Source organism: Aeromicrobium sp. UC242_57, assembly GCF_044452305.1.
Classification (GTDB): domain Bacteria; phylum Actinomycetota; class Actinomycetes; order Propionibacteriales; family Nocardioidaceae; genus Aeromicrobium.
This window is the reverse complement of record NZ_JBIOAM010000001.1, coordinates 334,910-350,239: the sequence shown is the minus strand read 5'-3', so window position 1 is coordinate 350,239 and position 15,330 is coordinate 334,910. Positions and strand designations below refer to the sequence as shown.

General features: G+C 68.1%; 17 protein-coding genes and 2 pseudogenes. 4 read left to right on the top strand and 15 right to left on the bottom strand.

The window, feature by feature from the left end:
- Positions 1-233 precede the first annotated feature (233 nt).
- Both ACHMWU_RS02355 and ACHMWU_RS02350 read left to right on the top strand, forming a co-directional pair.
- The gene (locus tag ACHMWU_RS02355; protein ID WP_396041494.1) at positions 234-815 is read left to right on the top strand and encodes a TMEM165/GDT1 family protein; all 582 of its coding nucleotides are present in this window, start codon (positions 234-236) and stop codon (positions 813-815) included.
- A 144-nt stretch (positions 816-959) separates the two neighbouring features.
- The gene (locus tag ACHMWU_RS02350) at positions 960-1,535 is read left to right on the top strand and encodes a YaaA family protein (RefSeq protein WP_396041493.1); all 576 of its coding nucleotides are present in this window, start codon (positions 960-962) and stop codon (positions 1,533-1,535) included.
- A gap of 96 nt (positions 1,536-1,631) precedes the next feature.
- Here ACHMWU_RS02350 and ACHMWU_RS02345 read toward each other — a convergent pair whose 3' ends face one another.
- The 9 genes and pseudogenes from ACHMWU_RS02345 to ACHMWU_RS02305 form a co-directional block, all read right to left on the bottom strand.
- Complete coding sequence (locus ACHMWU_RS02345) at positions 1,632-2,033, bottom strand: histidine phosphatase family protein (protein WP_396041492.1); 402 nt, start codon at positions 2,031-2,033, stop codon at positions 1,632-1,634.
- A gap of 23 nt (positions 2,034-2,056) precedes the next feature.
- Positions 2,057-2,458 carry a histidine phosphatase family protein gene (locus tag ACHMWU_RS02340; RefSeq protein WP_396041491.1) on the bottom strand — a complete coding sequence of 134 codons (402 nt, stop codon included), beginning with the start codon at positions 2,456-2,458 and terminating at the stop codon, positions 2,057-2,059.
- On the bottom strand, positions 2,370-2,681 hold the full coding sequence (locus ACHMWU_RS02335) for a reverse transcriptase-like protein (RefSeq protein WP_396041490.1): 312 nt from the start codon (positions 2,679-2,681) through the stop codon (positions 2,370-2,372). Before ACHMWU_RS02335 ends, ACHMWU_RS02340 begins: the two co-directional genes overlap by 89 nt.
- The gene (locus tag ACHMWU_RS02330; protein WP_396041489.1) at positions 2,599-3,420 is read right to left on the bottom strand and encodes a zinc ribbon domain-containing protein; all 822 of its coding nucleotides are present in this window, start codon (positions 3,418-3,420) and stop codon (positions 2,599-2,601) included. The genes ACHMWU_RS02335 and ACHMWU_RS02330 overlap by 83 nt, the downstream gene beginning before the upstream one ends.
- A complete protein-coding gene (locus tag ACHMWU_RS02325) occupies positions 3,417-4,553 on the bottom strand; it encodes a Nif3-like dinuclear metal center hexameric protein (protein WP_396041488.1) in 1,137 nt (378 codons plus the stop codon). The genes ACHMWU_RS02330 and ACHMWU_RS02325 overlap by 4 nt, the downstream gene beginning before the upstream one ends.
- A 23-nt stretch (positions 4,554-4,576) precedes the next feature.
- Positions 4,577-5,587 carry an aldo/keto reductase family protein gene (locus tag ACHMWU_RS02320; protein ID WP_396041487.1) on the bottom strand — a complete coding sequence of 337 codons (1,011 nt, stop codon included), beginning with the start codon at positions 5,585-5,587 and terminating at the stop codon, positions 4,577-4,579.
- A 23-nt stretch (positions 5,588-5,610) separates the two neighbouring features.
- A pseudogene (locus ACHMWU_RS02315) lies at positions 5,611-7,720 on the bottom strand (RecQ family ATP-dependent DNA helicase).
- Positions 7,708-8,529, bottom strand: coding sequence for a putative protein N(5)-glutamine methyltransferase (locus ACHMWU_RS02310; protein ID WP_396041486.1), 822 nt, complete (start codon positions 8,527-8,529; stop codon positions 7,708-7,710). The pseudogene ACHMWU_RS02315 and the gene ACHMWU_RS02310 overlap by 13 nt, the downstream one beginning before the upstream one ends.
- An 18-nt stretch (positions 8,530-8,547) precedes the next feature.
- On the bottom strand, positions 8,548-9,135 hold the full coding sequence (locus ACHMWU_RS02305) for a M15 family metallopeptidase (protein WP_396041485.1): 588 nt from the start codon (positions 9,133-9,135) through the stop codon (positions 8,548-8,550).
- Between the two features lie 50 nt (positions 9,136-9,185).
- Between ACHMWU_RS02305 and ACHMWU_RS02300 the strand changes: the two genes are divergently transcribed.
- Entirely contained in the window at positions 9,186-9,740 is a 555-nt protein-coding gene (locus ACHMWU_RS02300; protein ID WP_396041484.1) for a hypothetical protein, read from the top strand.
- A 174-nt stretch (positions 9,741-9,914) separates the two neighbouring features.
- Here ACHMWU_RS02300 and ACHMWU_RS02295 read toward each other — a convergent pair whose 3' ends face one another.
- The 5 genes and pseudogenes from ACHMWU_RS02295 to ACHMWU_RS02275 form a co-directional block, all read right to left on the bottom strand.
- Positions 9,915-10,151, bottom strand: coding sequence for a hypothetical protein (locus ACHMWU_RS02295; RefSeq protein WP_396041483.1), 237 nt, complete (start codon positions 10,149-10,151; stop codon positions 9,915-9,917).
- Positions 10,148-10,900, bottom strand: a complete 753-nt coding sequence (locus ACHMWU_RS02290; protein WP_396041482.1) for an AarF/UbiB family protein — start codon at positions 10,898-10,900, stop codon at positions 10,148-10,150. Before ACHMWU_RS02290 ends, ACHMWU_RS02295 begins: the two co-directional genes overlap by 4 nt.
- Positions 10,783-11,427 (bottom strand): annotated as a pseudogene (locus ACHMWU_RS02285) (AarF/UbiB family protein); the annotation flags it as partial. The gene ACHMWU_RS02290 and the pseudogene ACHMWU_RS02285, both read right to left, overlap by 118 nt.
- Before the next feature lie 74 nt (positions 11,428-11,501).
- On the bottom strand, positions 11,502-12,152 hold the full coding sequence (locus ACHMWU_RS02280; RefSeq protein ID WP_396041481.1) for an adenylate/guanylate cyclase domain-containing protein: 651 nt from the start codon (positions 12,150-12,152) through the stop codon (positions 11,502-11,504).
- Positions 12,153-12,352: 200 nt separating this feature from the next.
- The gene (locus tag ACHMWU_RS02275) at positions 12,353-13,027 is read right to left on the bottom strand and encodes a FadR/GntR family transcriptional regulator (RefSeq protein ID WP_396041480.1); all 675 of its coding nucleotides are present in this window, start codon (positions 13,025-13,027) and stop codon (positions 12,353-12,355) included.
- Between the two features lie 165 nt (positions 13,028-13,192).
- Between ACHMWU_RS02275 and ACHMWU_RS02270 the strand changes: the two genes are divergently transcribed.
- Positions 13,193-14,377, top strand: coding sequence for an MFS transporter (locus ACHMWU_RS02270; RefSeq protein WP_396041479.1), 1,185 nt, complete (start codon positions 13,193-13,195; stop codon positions 14,375-14,377).
- A gap of 52 nt (positions 14,378-14,429) precedes the next feature.
- Here the strand turns inward: ACHMWU_RS02270 and ACHMWU_RS02265 are convergent, their stop codons facing one another.
- Positions 14,430-15,329 carry a hypothetical protein gene (locus ACHMWU_RS02265; protein WP_396041478.1) on the bottom strand — a complete coding sequence of 300 codons (900 nt, stop codon included), beginning with the start codon at positions 15,327-15,329 and terminating at the stop codon, positions 14,430-14,432.
- Between the last annotated feature and the right edge of the window lies 1 nt (position 15,330).

The window sequence follows — 15,330 nt, the reverse complement described above, 5'->3', positions numbered from 1 at the left end:
TCCTACCCGTCGCGCAACGATGCCCGTGCGTCCGCTAGGCTGAGAGCATCGAAAGGGAGTAGTCCCCAACGGTTGTATCGACATACTGACGCCCGCGTTGTTGGTGGGAGTCCGGTACAGCAGGCCAGCCTCGGCTGGCGGACGAGACTTTTCGACCAGTTGTGTCATCTGACATACCTGGTCGAAGACTCGTCATCCCAGGCTCTTCGTCCAGGCGACGAAGGGCTTTTTTGATGTATGCGTTCCTGTTGAGCACTGCCGTGATCTTCGTGGCCGAGCTCGGCGACAAGAGCCAGCTGATGGCGATGACCTTCGCCACCCGCTACAAGGTCAGGCACGTCCTGATCGGCATCACGCTGGCCACGGCGATCGTCCACCTGGCCTCAGTCGGTATCGGCGCCTGGATCGGCGACAGCTTCGCCGAGAGCCAGCACACCATCTCGATCGTCGCCGGTGTCGCCTTCCTGCTGTTCGCCGCCTGGACGTGGCGCGGCGACGAGCTCAGTGACGACGAGGCCAAGAAGGCCGGGCTCAGCCAAGGCGCCGCGATCTTCGCAGTCGGTGTCGCGTTCTTCCTCGCCGAGCTCGGCGACAAGACCATGCTGGCCACGATCACCCTGGCGACCCAGGAAGGCTGGCTCGGAACTTGGATCGGCAGCACGGTCGGCATGGTCGCCGCCGACGCCTTGGCGATCATCGTCGGCGCGATGCTGGGCAAGCACCTTCCCGAGCGGGTCATCAAGATCGGTGCCACCGCAGCGTTCGTCGTGTTCGGTGTCCTGCTGATCCTCGAGGGCACGAAGGTCATCGGATAGTGGTCTCGGATAAGGTCGCTGCGTGCTGATCCTGCTCCCCCCGTCCGAAGGCAAGACCCGGCCGGCCGCCGGGACACCACTCGAGCCAGCTCGCTCTCGTTCCCCGTTCTCACGCCGGTCCGCGAGCTCCTGCTGCGCACCCTGGTGAAGCTGTCGAACGGCAACCCCAAGCGGGCTGCCGAGGTCTTGGGCCTCGGGCCGACACAGGCCGACGCGATCGAGATCAACGCAGGACTGACCGACGAGCCGACGACACGGGCCGACGCCATCTACACCGGTGTGCTGTTCTCGGCGCTCGACCTGCCCACGCTCGACGCGTCCGCCCGCTCGCGTGCAGACGAGTCGATCGCGATCGCCAGCGCTCTGTTCGGCCTGGTCCGACCCAGCGACCACATCCCGGCGTACCGGCTGTCTGGCAACGTCACGCTCCCCCGGCTCGGCACGATCGCCGGTCGCTGGCGCAACCCGTTGCCCAAGGTCATGGCAGACGTCGTCGGCGACGGGCTGCTGATCGACCTGCGATCGGGCACCTACACGGCGCTCGGCAAGCCCCCGACCGAGCTCGCCGAGCGCACCGCGACGATGCGGGTGCTGCACGAGCACAACGGTCAGCGCAAGGTCGTCAGCCACTTCAACAAGGCCACCAAGGGCCGGATCGTGCGAGGACTGATGGAGTCGGGCACAGATCCGCAGACCGTCGACGGCTGCAGACCACCTTGAAGGAGCTAGGCTGGACGGTCGAACGCGACGGCGGCCGGCTCGATGTCGTGGTCTCCGAGATCGAGCACGTATAGGTCGTCCGACAGACGACGTCTCCTACGGGACGATGTTGAAGTTGCGTAGCGAGGCGTTGCCGTCCGGCCACCACGAGACCGTCGTGATCGACGCGGGCGAGAGCTCCATCTTGTAGATGATCCCGATCGGCGCACCCAGCGCTATCCGGGTCAGCAGCTTGATCGGGGTCACGTGACTGACCGCCACCACCGTCTGGCCGGCGTACGTCTTCACGATGCGGTCGCGCGCCTGGGCGACCCGCTGATCGACGACGTCGAAGGCCTCGCCGCCCGGCGGCCCGACAGCGGTCGATGCCAGCCACGCCTTCATCTCGGTGGGCCAGCGTTCTTGGATCTCGGCAAAGGTGTAGCCGTCCCAGTCACCGAACGAGGTCTCGATCAGGCCGTCATCGACCGTCACCGACAGCTCGAGGGCATCGGCCACGGCCGCAGCGGTCTGCCTCGTCCTCAGCAACGGTAGCTGAGGACGACATCGGCTCCTCCGTGATCACGGATCCACTCGGCAGCCTTGACCGCCTGCTGCTCTCCGGCAGGGGTGAGCGCTGGATCGGACCCACCAGAACCGCTGAACACCTTGCGCTCGGTCGCCGCCGTCACGCCGTGACGCAGCAGGATCAGCGTCGTCGGCTCACCCTCCACGCCAGTCCAGCCCGTCGTCTTGCCGTCGCGCTGACGATCGAGGGCGGCATTGGCCAGGGCGTCGGCAGCCTGGTTGCGTTCGCGGGGCACCCAGGTCAGCACTGCCCCGGCCGGCATCAGCTCACGTGCGGTCGCCGCCAACGGGATCATGTCGGGGTGCTTGATCTTCCAGCGACCCGCCAGCTGCTCGATGACGAGCTCGGAGTCCATCCGCACCTCGAGAGCCGCGTCTGGAGTGTGCTCGCGGAACAGCTTCCAGTCCGGCGATCAGACCGCTGTACTCGGCGACGTTGTTGGTCGCCACACCGATCGTCTCGCCACGCTCGGCGATGACGGCTCCGGTGTCGGCGTCACGGATCAGGGCCCCGTACGACGCCGGCCCCGGGTTGCCACGCGAGCCGCCGTCGGCTTCGAGGATGACCCGTTCGGTCACAGGCCTGATTCGGGGGTGCGCACCAGGATGCGCGAGCACTCGGGGCAGCGCAGGACCTCGTCGGCGGGCGCTCCGGCCAGCTCACGCAGATCGGCTCCGTTGAGCCGAGCCGGCAGCCCTCGCAGCGACGCGCACGCAGCGCTGCAGCACCGAGTCCGCCGTACTGGCCGCGGATCTTGTCGTACAACGCCATGAGGTCGGCCGGGATGCCCGCAGCCGAGGACTCACGTTCGTCCTGGGCGCCTGCGGTCTGCTCCTCGATCACGACGAGCGCAGCATCACGGGCTGCGACGACCTGGTCGAGATCAGTCTTGACCGCATGCAGATCACCCAGCGCCGCGTCGAGCTCGGTCTGGGCGGCCTCCAGGGCCTCCATGACCTCGAGCTCGGCGTCTTCGAGGGTCGAGATGCGCCGTTCGAGGGCGACCAGCTCGCGCTGCAGGCTCTCGAGATCTTTGGGGTTGCTGATTGCGCCGGAGTTGAGTCGTTCTTCGTCGCGCGCGCGACGTGCCTTGACCATCTCGACCTCGGCGTCGGCCTTCTTCTGCTCACGCGTCAGATCGGAGACCTTCGTCTCGGCCTCGATGCGATGTCCGTCGATCTCCTTGAACTTCGCCTCCAGATCGACGATCTGTGCGTGCTCGGGGAGCGTCTTCTTGCGGTGCTGGAGCTGGGCGAGAATCGAGTCCTTCGACTGCAGCTCGAGGAGCACAGCCTGGACGATGGGATCGGCTTTCACAGTCCCACCGTACCCGTCACGCTCGCGGTCCACGGATCGGTCACGGTCTGGGAGACCTCGACGGTCAGTTCTGGCAGCTGTTCCAGCAGCGCGGCAGCCGCCACCGGAAGCCACGTCCACTCGGCCGCCCAGTGCGGAACGTCGATCACCGCGCACGGATCGGCCTGCTCCAGATGCTCGCTGACCGGGTGGTGCTTGAGGTCTGACGTCACGTAGACATCGGCGCCCACGCGTTGCGCGGTCGACAGCAGAAAGTCGCCGGAGCCACCGCACAGGGCGACCGTCTCGATCATCCGGTCGGGGTCGCCGGCGACGCGCAGCGCACTGTGATGGCTCGGCAGGCTCCGGGCGACATGGACGGAGAAGTCTGCCAGCGTCATGGGCGCGGGCAGCACGCCGATGCGTCCACTCCCCCGGTCGGAGTCACCGGCTACGAGCTCGACGATGTCGTGCGCCGCTTCCTCGTAGGGATGGGCCGCGATCATCGCGGCGCGAACCTGTTCACGGAGTCGGCGGGCGGCGACCATCTCGACCCTGATCTCGTCGACGTGCTCGACGACGCCGGCCTGGCCGATCGTCGGGTTCGCCGCTGCAAGCGGTCGGAACGAGCCGACGCCAGCCGACTGGAACTGTGCGGTGTCGTACTCGCCGATCGCCCCGGCGCCCGCAGCGTGCATCGCTGCTGCCACGGCGTCGGCGTCGGCCCGTGGCACGAACACGACCCACTTGTCGATCGGGTCGGCCGGGTCAGTCTCCAGCGGACGGACGTCGTCGAGCCCCACTGCGTACGCCATCGACTCCGAGACTCCCAGCGGCGGACAGTCGGCATTCGTGTGACACGTGTGCAAGGCGATGTCGTTGCTGATCAAGGTGTGGATGACGCGCCCCTTGGGCGAGCTCGCCGCCACCGACGTGACGCCCTTGAGCCACAGCGGGTGGTGCGTGACGACCAGGTCGACGCCAGCTGCCACGGCCTCGTCGACGACGGCCTGGACCGGGTCGACCGCGAACAGCACCGAGGAGATCGGAGCATCCGGATCGCCGGCCACCGTGCCGACCGAGTCCCAGTCGTCGGCCCAGCGAGGGTCGTACAGGTGATCGAGAACCGCGACGACTTCGCGCAGGGTGGGCATGCCCCAACTCTAGGGCGTGCCGGTCAGGAGGGACGTGACTCCGGTGTCTGCTGCGCCGTCAGCGAGGCGTCACGGATGACGACATCGCCCAGCGCATCGTCGATCGCCGCCATGACGTCATCACCCAGCAGGACTCCGGACGCCTTGACGTTGTCGGTGACCTGCTCGGGACGGGAGGCACCGATGATGGCCGCCGACACGTTGGTGTTGCGCAGGACCCAGGCAACCGCGAGCTGCGCCATCGTCAGATCTGCTGCATCGGCAATGGGACGAAGACGGGCGACGGCTTCGAGCACGTCATCGCCCAGCCAGCGACCGATGTTCTCAGCCCCACCCTGGTTGTCGGTCGCACGGGATCCTTCAGGGACCGGCTCGCCCGGCTTGTACTTGCCGGTCAGCACTCCCTGGGCAATGGGCGACCAGACGATCTGGCCGAGGCCGAGCTCCTCGCTCGTCGGCACGACCTCGTCCTCGATGACGCGCCACAGCATCGAGTACTGCGGCTGGCTCGAGATCAGCGAGAAGCCGAGCTGCCGGGCCAGCGTCTGTCCCTCGCGGATCTGTTCGGCCGTCCACTCGGAGACGCCGATGTAGAGCGCCTTGCCCGAGCGCACGACGTCGGCGAAGGCCTGCATGGTCTCTTCGAGCGGAGTCTCGACGTCGAACCGGTGTGCCTGGTACAGGTCGACGTAGTCGGTCTGCAGCCGGGTCAACGAACCGTTGATCGACTCCATGATGTGCTTGCGCGACAGGCCGGAGTCGTTCGGCCCACCCGGGCCGGTCGGCCAGTAGACCTTGGTGAAGATCTCCAGCGACTCACGTCGCTGGCCGGCCAGGGCACGTCCGAGGACCGACTCGGCCTTGGTGTTGGCGTAGATGTCAGCAGTGTCGAAGGTCGTGATGCCTTCGTCGAGAGCCTGACGGACGCACGCCGTGGCGGCGTCCTCCTCCACCTGGGAACCGTGGGTGAGCCAGTTGCCGTAGGCGATCTCAGAGATCTTGAGTCCGCTGTTGCCGAGGTATCTGTGCTGCATGTCTTCCAACGTACAGGCGTACCTCAGCCGACCACAGCCAGAGCAAGAGGCAGCACCGAACCGGCTCCGCTGCGGCGCAGCTCACCAGCGGCGACGGTCATGGTCCACCGGCTGTCGACCCGGTCGTCGATCAACAGCACCGGCTTGCCGCCCAGCGTCTGCAGCCCTTGGCTGACACCGGCCCCGACCGAGAAACCTCCCCACACGTCGGCCAGCCGGTAGGCGCTGTTGCCACCCGGACCGCTGCGTGCGCCCTCACCGACGAGATCGAGGGAGCCGAGATCAGTCAGCCGACCGATGCGCGCGATACCGCGGGCCATCGAGTCGACGAGCTGCGGATGAGAACGCGACGGGATGCTGACGACGCCCGCCGGTCGCTCAGCCCAGCCCCAGTCCTTGAGCACCCGGACGCACGCGCCCAGCAGCGTCGCTGATCGGACCGTCGGGGCTGCCGGCGGCGAAGAGATCACGCAGCACCCCGCCCCAGCCGAGATCGGTCAGACGCGCCACGGCCCGGCCGGTCTCGGCCCGCTCGTCGAGCGCGATCTTGCCCTTGGCCTCGACCCCGAGGCGTTCGGCGCCTGACGGCCACTGGGCCCGTGGTTCGAGCTCGACACCGACCTTGTCGAGCGTGCTGGACGCCGCCTGGGTGGCACCGGCGTCGAGATCGGTCGGGTACCAGGGCGCCGTGCAGTTGTCGCAACGTCCACACGCTGCCGCGGTCGTGTCGTCGAGGTCTCGTTGCAGCATCTCCATGCGGCAGGTCGACGCGTGCTGGTAGGTCAGCATCGATTGCTGCTCGGCTGTTCGCGCGGAGGCGATGCGCTCATACCGTTCGCGGTCGTAGACCCACGGGATGCCCGTGGACACCCAGCCGCCCTGCACACGGCGGACAGCACCGTCGACGTCGAGCACCTTCAGCAGCAGCTCGAGAGGCGTACGACGCAAGTTGACGCGCGCCTCCAGCGCGGGTGTCGACAACGGCGCATCTCCCAGCTCGCCGATGACCGCGGCGGCGCGTTCCTCGCTCGGCATCGAGGACGTCGCAAAGTACGTCCAGATGTCTTTGTCCTCGCGTCCCGGCAGGAGCAGCACGTCGGCATGGTCGGTGGCACGCCCGGCACGTCCGACCTGCTGGTAGTAGGCCACCGGCGACGACGGAGCACCCAGGTGGATCACGAAGCCGAGGTCGGGCTTGTCGAAGCCCATCCCCAGGGCGCTCGTCGCCACCAGCGCCTTGATCTCGTTGTCCTTGAGCTGACGCTCCAGCTTTCGCGCTGCTCGGGATCGGTGCGACCTGTGTAGGCGCGCACGGCGTGGCCGCCTTCGCGCAGCAACCGTGCTGTGTCTTCGGCCGCCGAGACTGTCAGGGCGTAGATGATGCCACTGCCAGGCATGTCGGCGAGGTGGCTCAGCAGCCAGCCGAGACGATCGCGGGCACCGGGGGAGCTCGAGAACGCCGAGCCGCAAGGACTGCCGGGCCAGCGACCCACGGATCGTCAGCACCTGCTGGGCGCCGCCGAGCTTGCTCAGCCACGTCAGTGACGACTCGTTCGTTGGCCGTGGCCGTCGTCGCCAGCACGGGCAGATCGGACGGCAGCTGGGTGATGGCTCGGCCAGACGCCGGTAGTCGGGCCGGAAGTCGTGACCCCAGTCGGAGATGCAGTGCGCCTCGTCGACGACGAGCATGCCCATGCGCTCGATCAGCGCTGGCAGCTGCTCGTCCCGGAAGCGCGGGTTGTTGAGCCGTTCGGGCGACACGAGCAAGATGTCGATCTCGTCGGCCGCGGCTGGGGCCCGGGCTTCTTCCCACTCGTGGGCGTTGGCCGAGTTGATCGCCACGGCCCGGACGCCCGCGCGTGCGGCGGCTGCAACCTGATCACGCATCAGCGCCAGCAGCGGCGAGACCAGCAACGTCGGACCGGCGCCGCGCTGGCGCAGCAGCAGCGTGGAGATGAAGTAGACCGCCGACTTGCCCCAACCGGTGCGCTGGACGACCAAGGCACGTCGGTGCTCGTCGACCAGGGCCTGGATGGCTTCGAGCTGGCCCTCGTGGAAGACCGCGTCATCACGTCCGGTCAGGCGACGTAGTGCGGCGGTGGCATCAGTCTCGGTCGTTGTCAGCGAGGGCATGTAGGCATCGTGTCAGGTGGCTCCGACAGCCGACCTGCCACGGCAGTCCCACCGATCGCCGGCGCCGTGACTGTCCAAGGCTCCAGACCACCGTTGCGGAATGCCTCCTCGGTCAGTCCGGCCTGAGCGGCGCTCGTCTCGATCAGCAGGTGTCCCGTGGGGCTGAGCCATCGGCCGGCCTCGGCGGCGATGCGCCGGTGGAAGGCCACCCCGTCCGCTCCCCCGTCGAGGGCTGCGTTCGGCTCGTGATCGCGCGCTTCTGGCGGCATCAGGGCGATTGCGTCGGTGGGGACGTAGGGCGCGTTGACGACGAGCAGGTCGACCCTGCCTCGCAGGGCTGCAGGCAGCGCCGACAACAAGTCACCGAGGACCACCTGCCCACCGAGCGGCTCGACGTTGCGGCGCGCACAGCCGACAGCAGCCGGATCGATGTCGCTGGCGTACAGCACGATGTCGTCGACCCGCGCGCTCAGCGCCACCCCGGCGGCACCGGTGCCGCAGCACAGGTCGACGACGATCGCCCCGGCGCCGACGAGCCGCGCTCCTTCGTCGACCAGGACGCCGGTCCTGGTGCGGGGCACGAACACCCCCGGCTCGACCACGATGCGGTGCCCGCAGAACTCGGCCCAGCCGACGATGACCTCGATCGGGTCACCCGCGACCCTGCGAGCGATCGGCTGTTCGAGCCCACCGGTCCTGCCAGCGGCCTCGATCAGCAGCGCGGCCTCGTCCTCGGCGTACACGCTGCCACTGGCTCGCAGCCGGGTCACGACGTCGCTGGGGTCCATGAGCAGCGATTCTCCCAGCACCGGACCCAGCAGCGCCGGTCAACGCTGGAAGTGCTGCAGATCTGACTTGCCGAGCCAGCGGAAGCCGTGCTTGCGGAAGATCTTTACGACCGGATCGTTCGTTCCCCGGTAGGTGATCGCGGCCGGCTTGGTGCGCCTGGCCCAGCTCTTGTTGGGTTGATAGCCGGTGCGCGAGGCGAAGGGGTTCTCCCACGGGTTGATGTCGATGCTGCGCCCCACCGCATGGGGACTCATGCGCGACGTCCAGCCGACGACGCGACGACAGTTGAACCCCGACGTGTTGTCGGCGCGCATGCTGCGCAGGTCGTCCGCACCGCGCAGCGTCTTGCTGTAGCCGAAGCGATCGACCCGGTACATCGACCGGATGGGTGCCTTCGCGGCGAAGAGGTCGGTGAACAGCTTGGCCGTCGAGGACGCGACCGACTTGTTGACCACGATCTCGCCGCGGCGGACGTAGCCGTCGAATGCCCAGTAGCTGACTCTGACGATGCGCAGCGACTGACGTCCGACGGGGCACCCCTTGCGCCAGCTGCGTCCCCGACATGCTCTTCCAGACTCCGTCGGAGATCTTGCTGACCTTGGCGTCGGCGCGTGCGCGCGATCCACGCGGCTGCTTCGGCAGCTTCACGCTCGGGCGGCTGGCGCCTCGTGGGAGCGTGACGACGCGACCTGGCGGCCGGTTGTCGAATGCGCGGCTCGCCGACGTCTTGGCGGCGTACTGGCTGCTGCCCGCGAACACCAACCTGTACCGGCCGTCGTGGCGCGGCGCGATCCGGCGCATCCCCTTGCCGTTCTTGACCGAGATCGTGGCTGCGGTGCGCCACTTCTTGGTGCCGGATCGCCGGAAGCTCCACGACCACGCGACCCGACGGCTTGCGGCCGTCCTTGGCCACCACGGCCGCTCGTGCTGTGACTCTCGTGTAGTCCTTCGCCGATCTCGGCATCGACAAGGTGAGGGTGACTGGTGCCTTGGTGCCGCGCAACGACGCGACGGGCGACTGCCCGATGACTCCCGTCGCGTCGGACAGGACTGCCCTGAGCCTGACTCGCTGGCCGGTGCCGCCAGCGATAGCGAGAAGCGCCCGTCGACGATCGTGATGGGACCCGCTACCGGTCTCGAGCTCTCGCCTGTGACGACGTCGATCCGGACCGTTGCCCCGTCAGGTGCTTGCGTGACGGTGCCCGCGAGCTTCACCGGAACGCCGACGTAGCCCGAGTACGCCGGTGCGTCCCACGCGACAGCGGGTGCAAGCTCGTCGGCCGCGTGAGCAGCGGGTGCGAACCACGTCATGGCCAGAGCCGTCACGAGCACGCCCACGATCATGCGGGAGCCGTTGGCGAAGTGCATAGCCGCGACACTAGCCGCGCAGCCCGGCGGGGCAAGTTCAAGAAGCGGCGTCGAGGCCCTCCAGCAGTCCGAAGGCCGGATCTGCGAACAGGTCTTCGAGGATGCCCTGGACGACCTCAAGCACATCGGCCTGCGGCGCGACGCTTGCGGCGAATCCCGACAGGTAGAGCAGGTTCTTGAAGAACAGGACCAGGTCCTTGGGCATCCGGAAGCCGTTGCGGGCGAGCACCTGCAGCAGACGTCCCAACGTGATGCCGAGCTGGTCGAAGGTCACCGCTCCATGAGCGCGTTCGTCGAGCAGGTCGAGCTCGGCCTGCGCTGTGCCGTCAGCGTGTCGACGTCGGCCGCCGCGTCGATCGCGCCGAAGGACTTCATGGAGGCGATCTGGCCTGCCGCGTCGTTGACCGCCCACGACACGAGGAACTGCACGAGCCCGGCCCGCTGCTGGGCATCGAGCCGACCGGCGATGCCGAAGTCGACCAGCGAGAAGCTGCCAGTCTTCTCGTCGATGAGCACGTTCCCGGCATGGAGGTCGCCGTGGAACACGCCGTGCTTGAGGGTCGCCTCGACGACACCCTGGATGCCGAGCCGCAGCAGCCGGTCACCATCGCGTTCCAGCGTGGGGTCGAGGCGCGCGTAGGAGACGCCGGGCAGGTACTCCATGACCAGGACCCGCTCGGTGACCATGCCCGGGATCGGCCGCGGCGCGACCATCTGGTCGGCACCCAGGTCTTCGAGGACTGCCGTCGAGTCGACGAGGTTCGCCGCTTCGAGACGGAAGTCGAGCTCTTCGAGCGCGAGCTGGGCGAACAGCCGACGAATCCGGTCAGGTTGGCCGCGCGCGCTGCGCCGTGCATCTTCTCGGCCATGGCGGATGCGAGAGCGAGCGTCTCTATGTCGGCGCGGAACCTGCGATGCAGTCCGGGTCGACGCACCTTGACCACGACGTCGGTCCCGTCGGTGAGCCGCCCGCGATGTACCTGGCCGATCGAGCCGGCTGCGAGCGGTTCGTCGTCGATCCACCCGAGCCGTTCCCGCAGGTCGCCCAGCTCACGCTCGATGACCTGCAGGGCGACTCCGTGCTCGAGCGCTGGCGCTTCGTCGCGACACCACGCGAACGCCGTGACCCACTCGTCAGGCAGGAGGCCTTCGGCCGTGGCGATGAACTGTCCGAGCTTGACGTAGGCGGGGCCGCCCGCTCGCACGAGTCGTTGGGTGCTGGCAAGCGTTGCCGCGCTGGCGTTCGGGGGTTCGACCCGCAGACCGACCGACGCGGCGGCTGCCGCCAGCAGCTGGAACGGTGCGGCGGGAGCCGCCAGGGTGACCAGGCGCCATCCCGTCGAGACGAGCGAGGCGATCGTGTCGGGCCACACCCGCGGTGCGGCGAGGCGCCGCGCATCCCTTGCGACTGCCGCCCGCCGAGCCACGGCATCGTCATGCCAGCGCAGCGCCTGCTCGGTCAGTCCGTCGATCTCGGCCAGACGCTCAGATCGTCTGATGAGCAGGTCGATGCGTGGCAGGGCGGCGGGGGTCGTGCCGGTTACGGTCATACCGAGAGAATGTCACATACTCTCAGTATGCCGCGATGGCTTGACCGGGTGATGTGCGCCTCACACCCCGCCGTTCACCAGGTGACGAGGTGCAGCCGCTGGATGCCAGGCACGCCTTTCAGCTCGGCCTCACGGGTCTCGATCACCTCGACCTCGTCGGGCAGCGAGCGCAGCACTGCCTCGCTGATCAGGATCTCCCCGCCGGATGCCTGCGCCGCGACGCGCGCCGCATAGGCGACGTTTCGTCCGAACAGGTCGCCGTCACGCTGGATCGCCGATCCCTTGTGGATGCCGATCCGCACCTTGACCCCGGCCAGCAGCGAACCCGACCGGGCCTTGGCGAGCCGACGCTGGATGTCGCCTGCGGCGGCGACGGCGTGAGCCGGTTCGGCGAAGGCCACCATGAACCCGTCACCCTGCGTCTTGATGACGTGGCCGGCATGCGCGGTGAGCGCCTTGTCGAAGACCCGATCGTGCTTAGCCAGCAACCGCACCCACGCCCGGTCGCCCAGGTCGTGGTTGATGGTCGTCGAGTCCTCGATGTCGGAGAACAAGATCGTCACCGAGCCGTCGTCCGCAGCAAGACTTGCCAGGTCGGGACGTTCGACGTCGGCCCACATCGCCAAGTCGTCGATCGAGCTGCGAATCGCGCCACCGAGACCATGATCCCTGACCTTGATCGCGGTTCCCAGCACCGTCCGGACCGCGTCGGAGGGCCGCGGCACCAGCCTGGGACGTTCGAGCCGCTCGCTCAGCCGTCAACCTGCCGCCGGGTGCGTACCAGGAGCACGGCCACGGCGACCAGCGCGCTGCTCAGCGCACCCGCGAGCACAGCCAGGATGATCTCGAGCACCGTCACGCGCCCACCGTATCGGCCGACCCCGCTCGCCTGACCATGTTTCAGCGGATCTGCCGACCGGCGCGACTACCGCTGGCCCTCAAGCCCCACCTTGAGCTGCTCCAGGTGCTCGCGGCTTGCCTGGCCCGCCCCAGTCACGTCATGCTCGGCGATCGCCTCGACCAGCTGGGCGTGGGCACCGTGGTCGGTGTCGCCGTCCTTCGGCTGATTGATCCGCAGCATCTCGATCATCGCTTCTCGCAGACGAGGCACGAAGCCGTCGAACAGCTCCAGCAGGATCGGGTTGTGCGCGGCGGTGACCACCGCGCGATGGAAGCGCATGTCGGCATCGACGTAGTCGTCGAGGCCGGAGTGACCCTCGCGCTGGCTCAGAGCCCGCCGGATCGCCCTGAGGTCCTGCGGCGTACGTCGGACAGCCGCGAGAGCTGCAGCCTCTGACTCGATGGCAATCCGCGCCTCGATGACCGAGAGGATGTCGGTGCGGCGCAGCACGACGTCCCAGTCCTCGGTGGCGTCGAGCGCCGTGACGAACACGCCAGCGCCTTGCCGCGTGGCCAGCACTCCCCTGCCAGCCAGCTGACGGATCGCCTCTCGTACGGTCGATCGGCCGACGCCGAGCTGCGGCCCCAAGGTGGTCTCGCCGGGCAGCTTCGCCCCCAGCGGCCACTCTCCTGCGCGAATGCGTTCGAGCAGGAGCTCGGCGGCCTGGTCGGCCAGCGGCGCCCGTCTAACTTGGCTCATGATGTGCACCCACTTCTCTACTTGTCTGAGGAGTGTGTACATTCTTAACCCATGAACCTTCTCCTTAGCTGCCGCTGCAGGGACTAGCCACGACCGGCCTCCCTGACTGCGGAGGCACGTGTCGAGCCGGTCATCTTCCTTCAGACGACCGAGAGGATCACCTCCGTGACCTTGGCACCTCCACCCACAGCCCCCACCAGGAGCCGCGCCGCACTCTGGGCGCTCACGGCAACCCATGCCGCCAACGACTTCTACACCGGAGCAGTCGCCGCGCTGCTCCCCTACTTCGTGCTGCACGCCCACTACAGCTATGCCGCGATCGCCGGCATCACCCTGGCCGCCACTGCATTGTCGAGCATCGCTCAACCATGCTTCGGCTTCCTGAGCGACAGGTACGGGATGCGTTGGATGAGCCTCGCCGGGCTCCTCGTCGCCGGCGCAGGAGTGTCACTCAGCGGCATGATCTCCGGCTCCTACATCGCGGTGTGGCTCGTCATCGCGCTCTCCGGCATCGGCGTCGCGGCCTACCACCCGGCAGCCACGGTCGAGGCCCGCGAGGCAGGCGGCGGCACGAGCAAGGCCATGAGCTTGTTCTCCGTCGGTGGCAACGTCGGCGTAGCGCTCGCTCCCCCGGCGGTGTTCCTCGTCGTCGGCTGGTTCGGGCTCGCCGGCACCGGCCTGCTGATCATCCCGGCCCTCGGTCTGGGCGCGCTCTACGCCGTGGTCTCATGGCGTGACCTGTTCGGCAGCCACCACACTGACGTCACAACCACCTCGACCCCGACGCCCACCCTGCCGGACGACTGGCGGGCGTTCGGCTGGCTCACCGCAGTCCTGGCGACGTGGTCGGTCGCCTACGTCGGGACGTCGACCTTCATCTCGCTGTACTCGATCGAGCGGTTCGACTCGACCCCCGGCCAGGCCGCCGTCGCCCTGTCGTTGTTCCCTGCCGCAGGCGCGATCGGGACGCTGTCAGGCGGCTGGCTGGCAGACCGACTGGGACGCCTGCGCATCGTCCGGGCCGGTTACCTGGCGGCGGCGTTCTCGACCCTGGCCATCGTGCTGGCGCCCTCGGCGCTGCTGGTCACGGTTGCGACGGCCGTGCTCGGCGTCTCGCTGTTCATCCCGTTCGCCGCACAGATCACGTTGTCGCACTCCTACCTGCCGAACCGGATCGGTGTGGCCAGCGGAGTGACCCTGGGCCTGACGCTCTCCCTGGGCGGACTCGTCAGCCCCCTGCTGGGTCAGCTGGCAGACCGGACGAACCTGCAGTCGGTGTTCGCCGTCATCGTGACTCTGCTGGGGGTCGGATATGCGATGTCGTTCACCCTCAAGGAACGGCAGGCCTAGGACACCCGCTGTCGATCCGCACCGGTGCAGACCACCGGTGCGGATCGACAGGTCACTTGTAGTGGATGGTGCGGTAGATGGTGGTGGTGCGGGTGCCGTTCTTGTTGTAGGTCGAGACCCTGACCCGGCGGGTGCCGGGCTTGATCTCGGGTCCGAAGCTCACCGAACGTGACACCGTGCCGGTAGCACCGACCACACCAGCAGCACGCTGCTGACCACCCAACCAGATCACGTACCGACGTCCCCGGGTCAGACCAGTAGCGGTCACCGTCAGTTTCTTGCCACTAGCGACCTGACGCACCACCACCAGCCGCTTGACCGACGAACCCACCCGCCTGGCCGGCGACGTCGCCGTCGCGGACACTGCACCAGCACGGGCGGTGACCCGGACACTGACCTGGTGGCCGGCCTGGGCCTTGCGGAGCGTGAACGTACGCCCCGTGGCGCCCTTGATCTTCTTGCCATCGGCCAACCACTGATACGTCCGCACCGCCGTCGACGGCACCACCGTGCCAGCCTGCGCAGTGACCGTGGACCGCTCGACCATCTTGCCCACTACCCGCGGCTTGAGCCCAGTGACCCTGACCGGCGCCGCAGCCACCACCGTGACACTGCTGGCCTGGTTGACCGCATCGACGTACCCGGCACGCACCGCAGTGACCACACACGTGGCCTTCTTGCCCAGATCAGCCGCAGTCAGCTTGTAGCCCGCACCCGCACCCAACACCATGCTGTCACGGGTCCACCCGAACGACACCGCACCCGGCGTACCCGCCGCGGGCACACACGTCAACGTCTGACCCACCTGCGCCGTGCCACTGATCGACGGGACACCAATAACGAAGGTGCCGTAGTCGACCGTGGCCGAGTCCTTGCTCGCCGTCGCCTCCGTGTAGCCAGCCCGTGCCGATGTCGCCGCACACGTCACCTGCTCACCCTGGTCCGCTGCCACC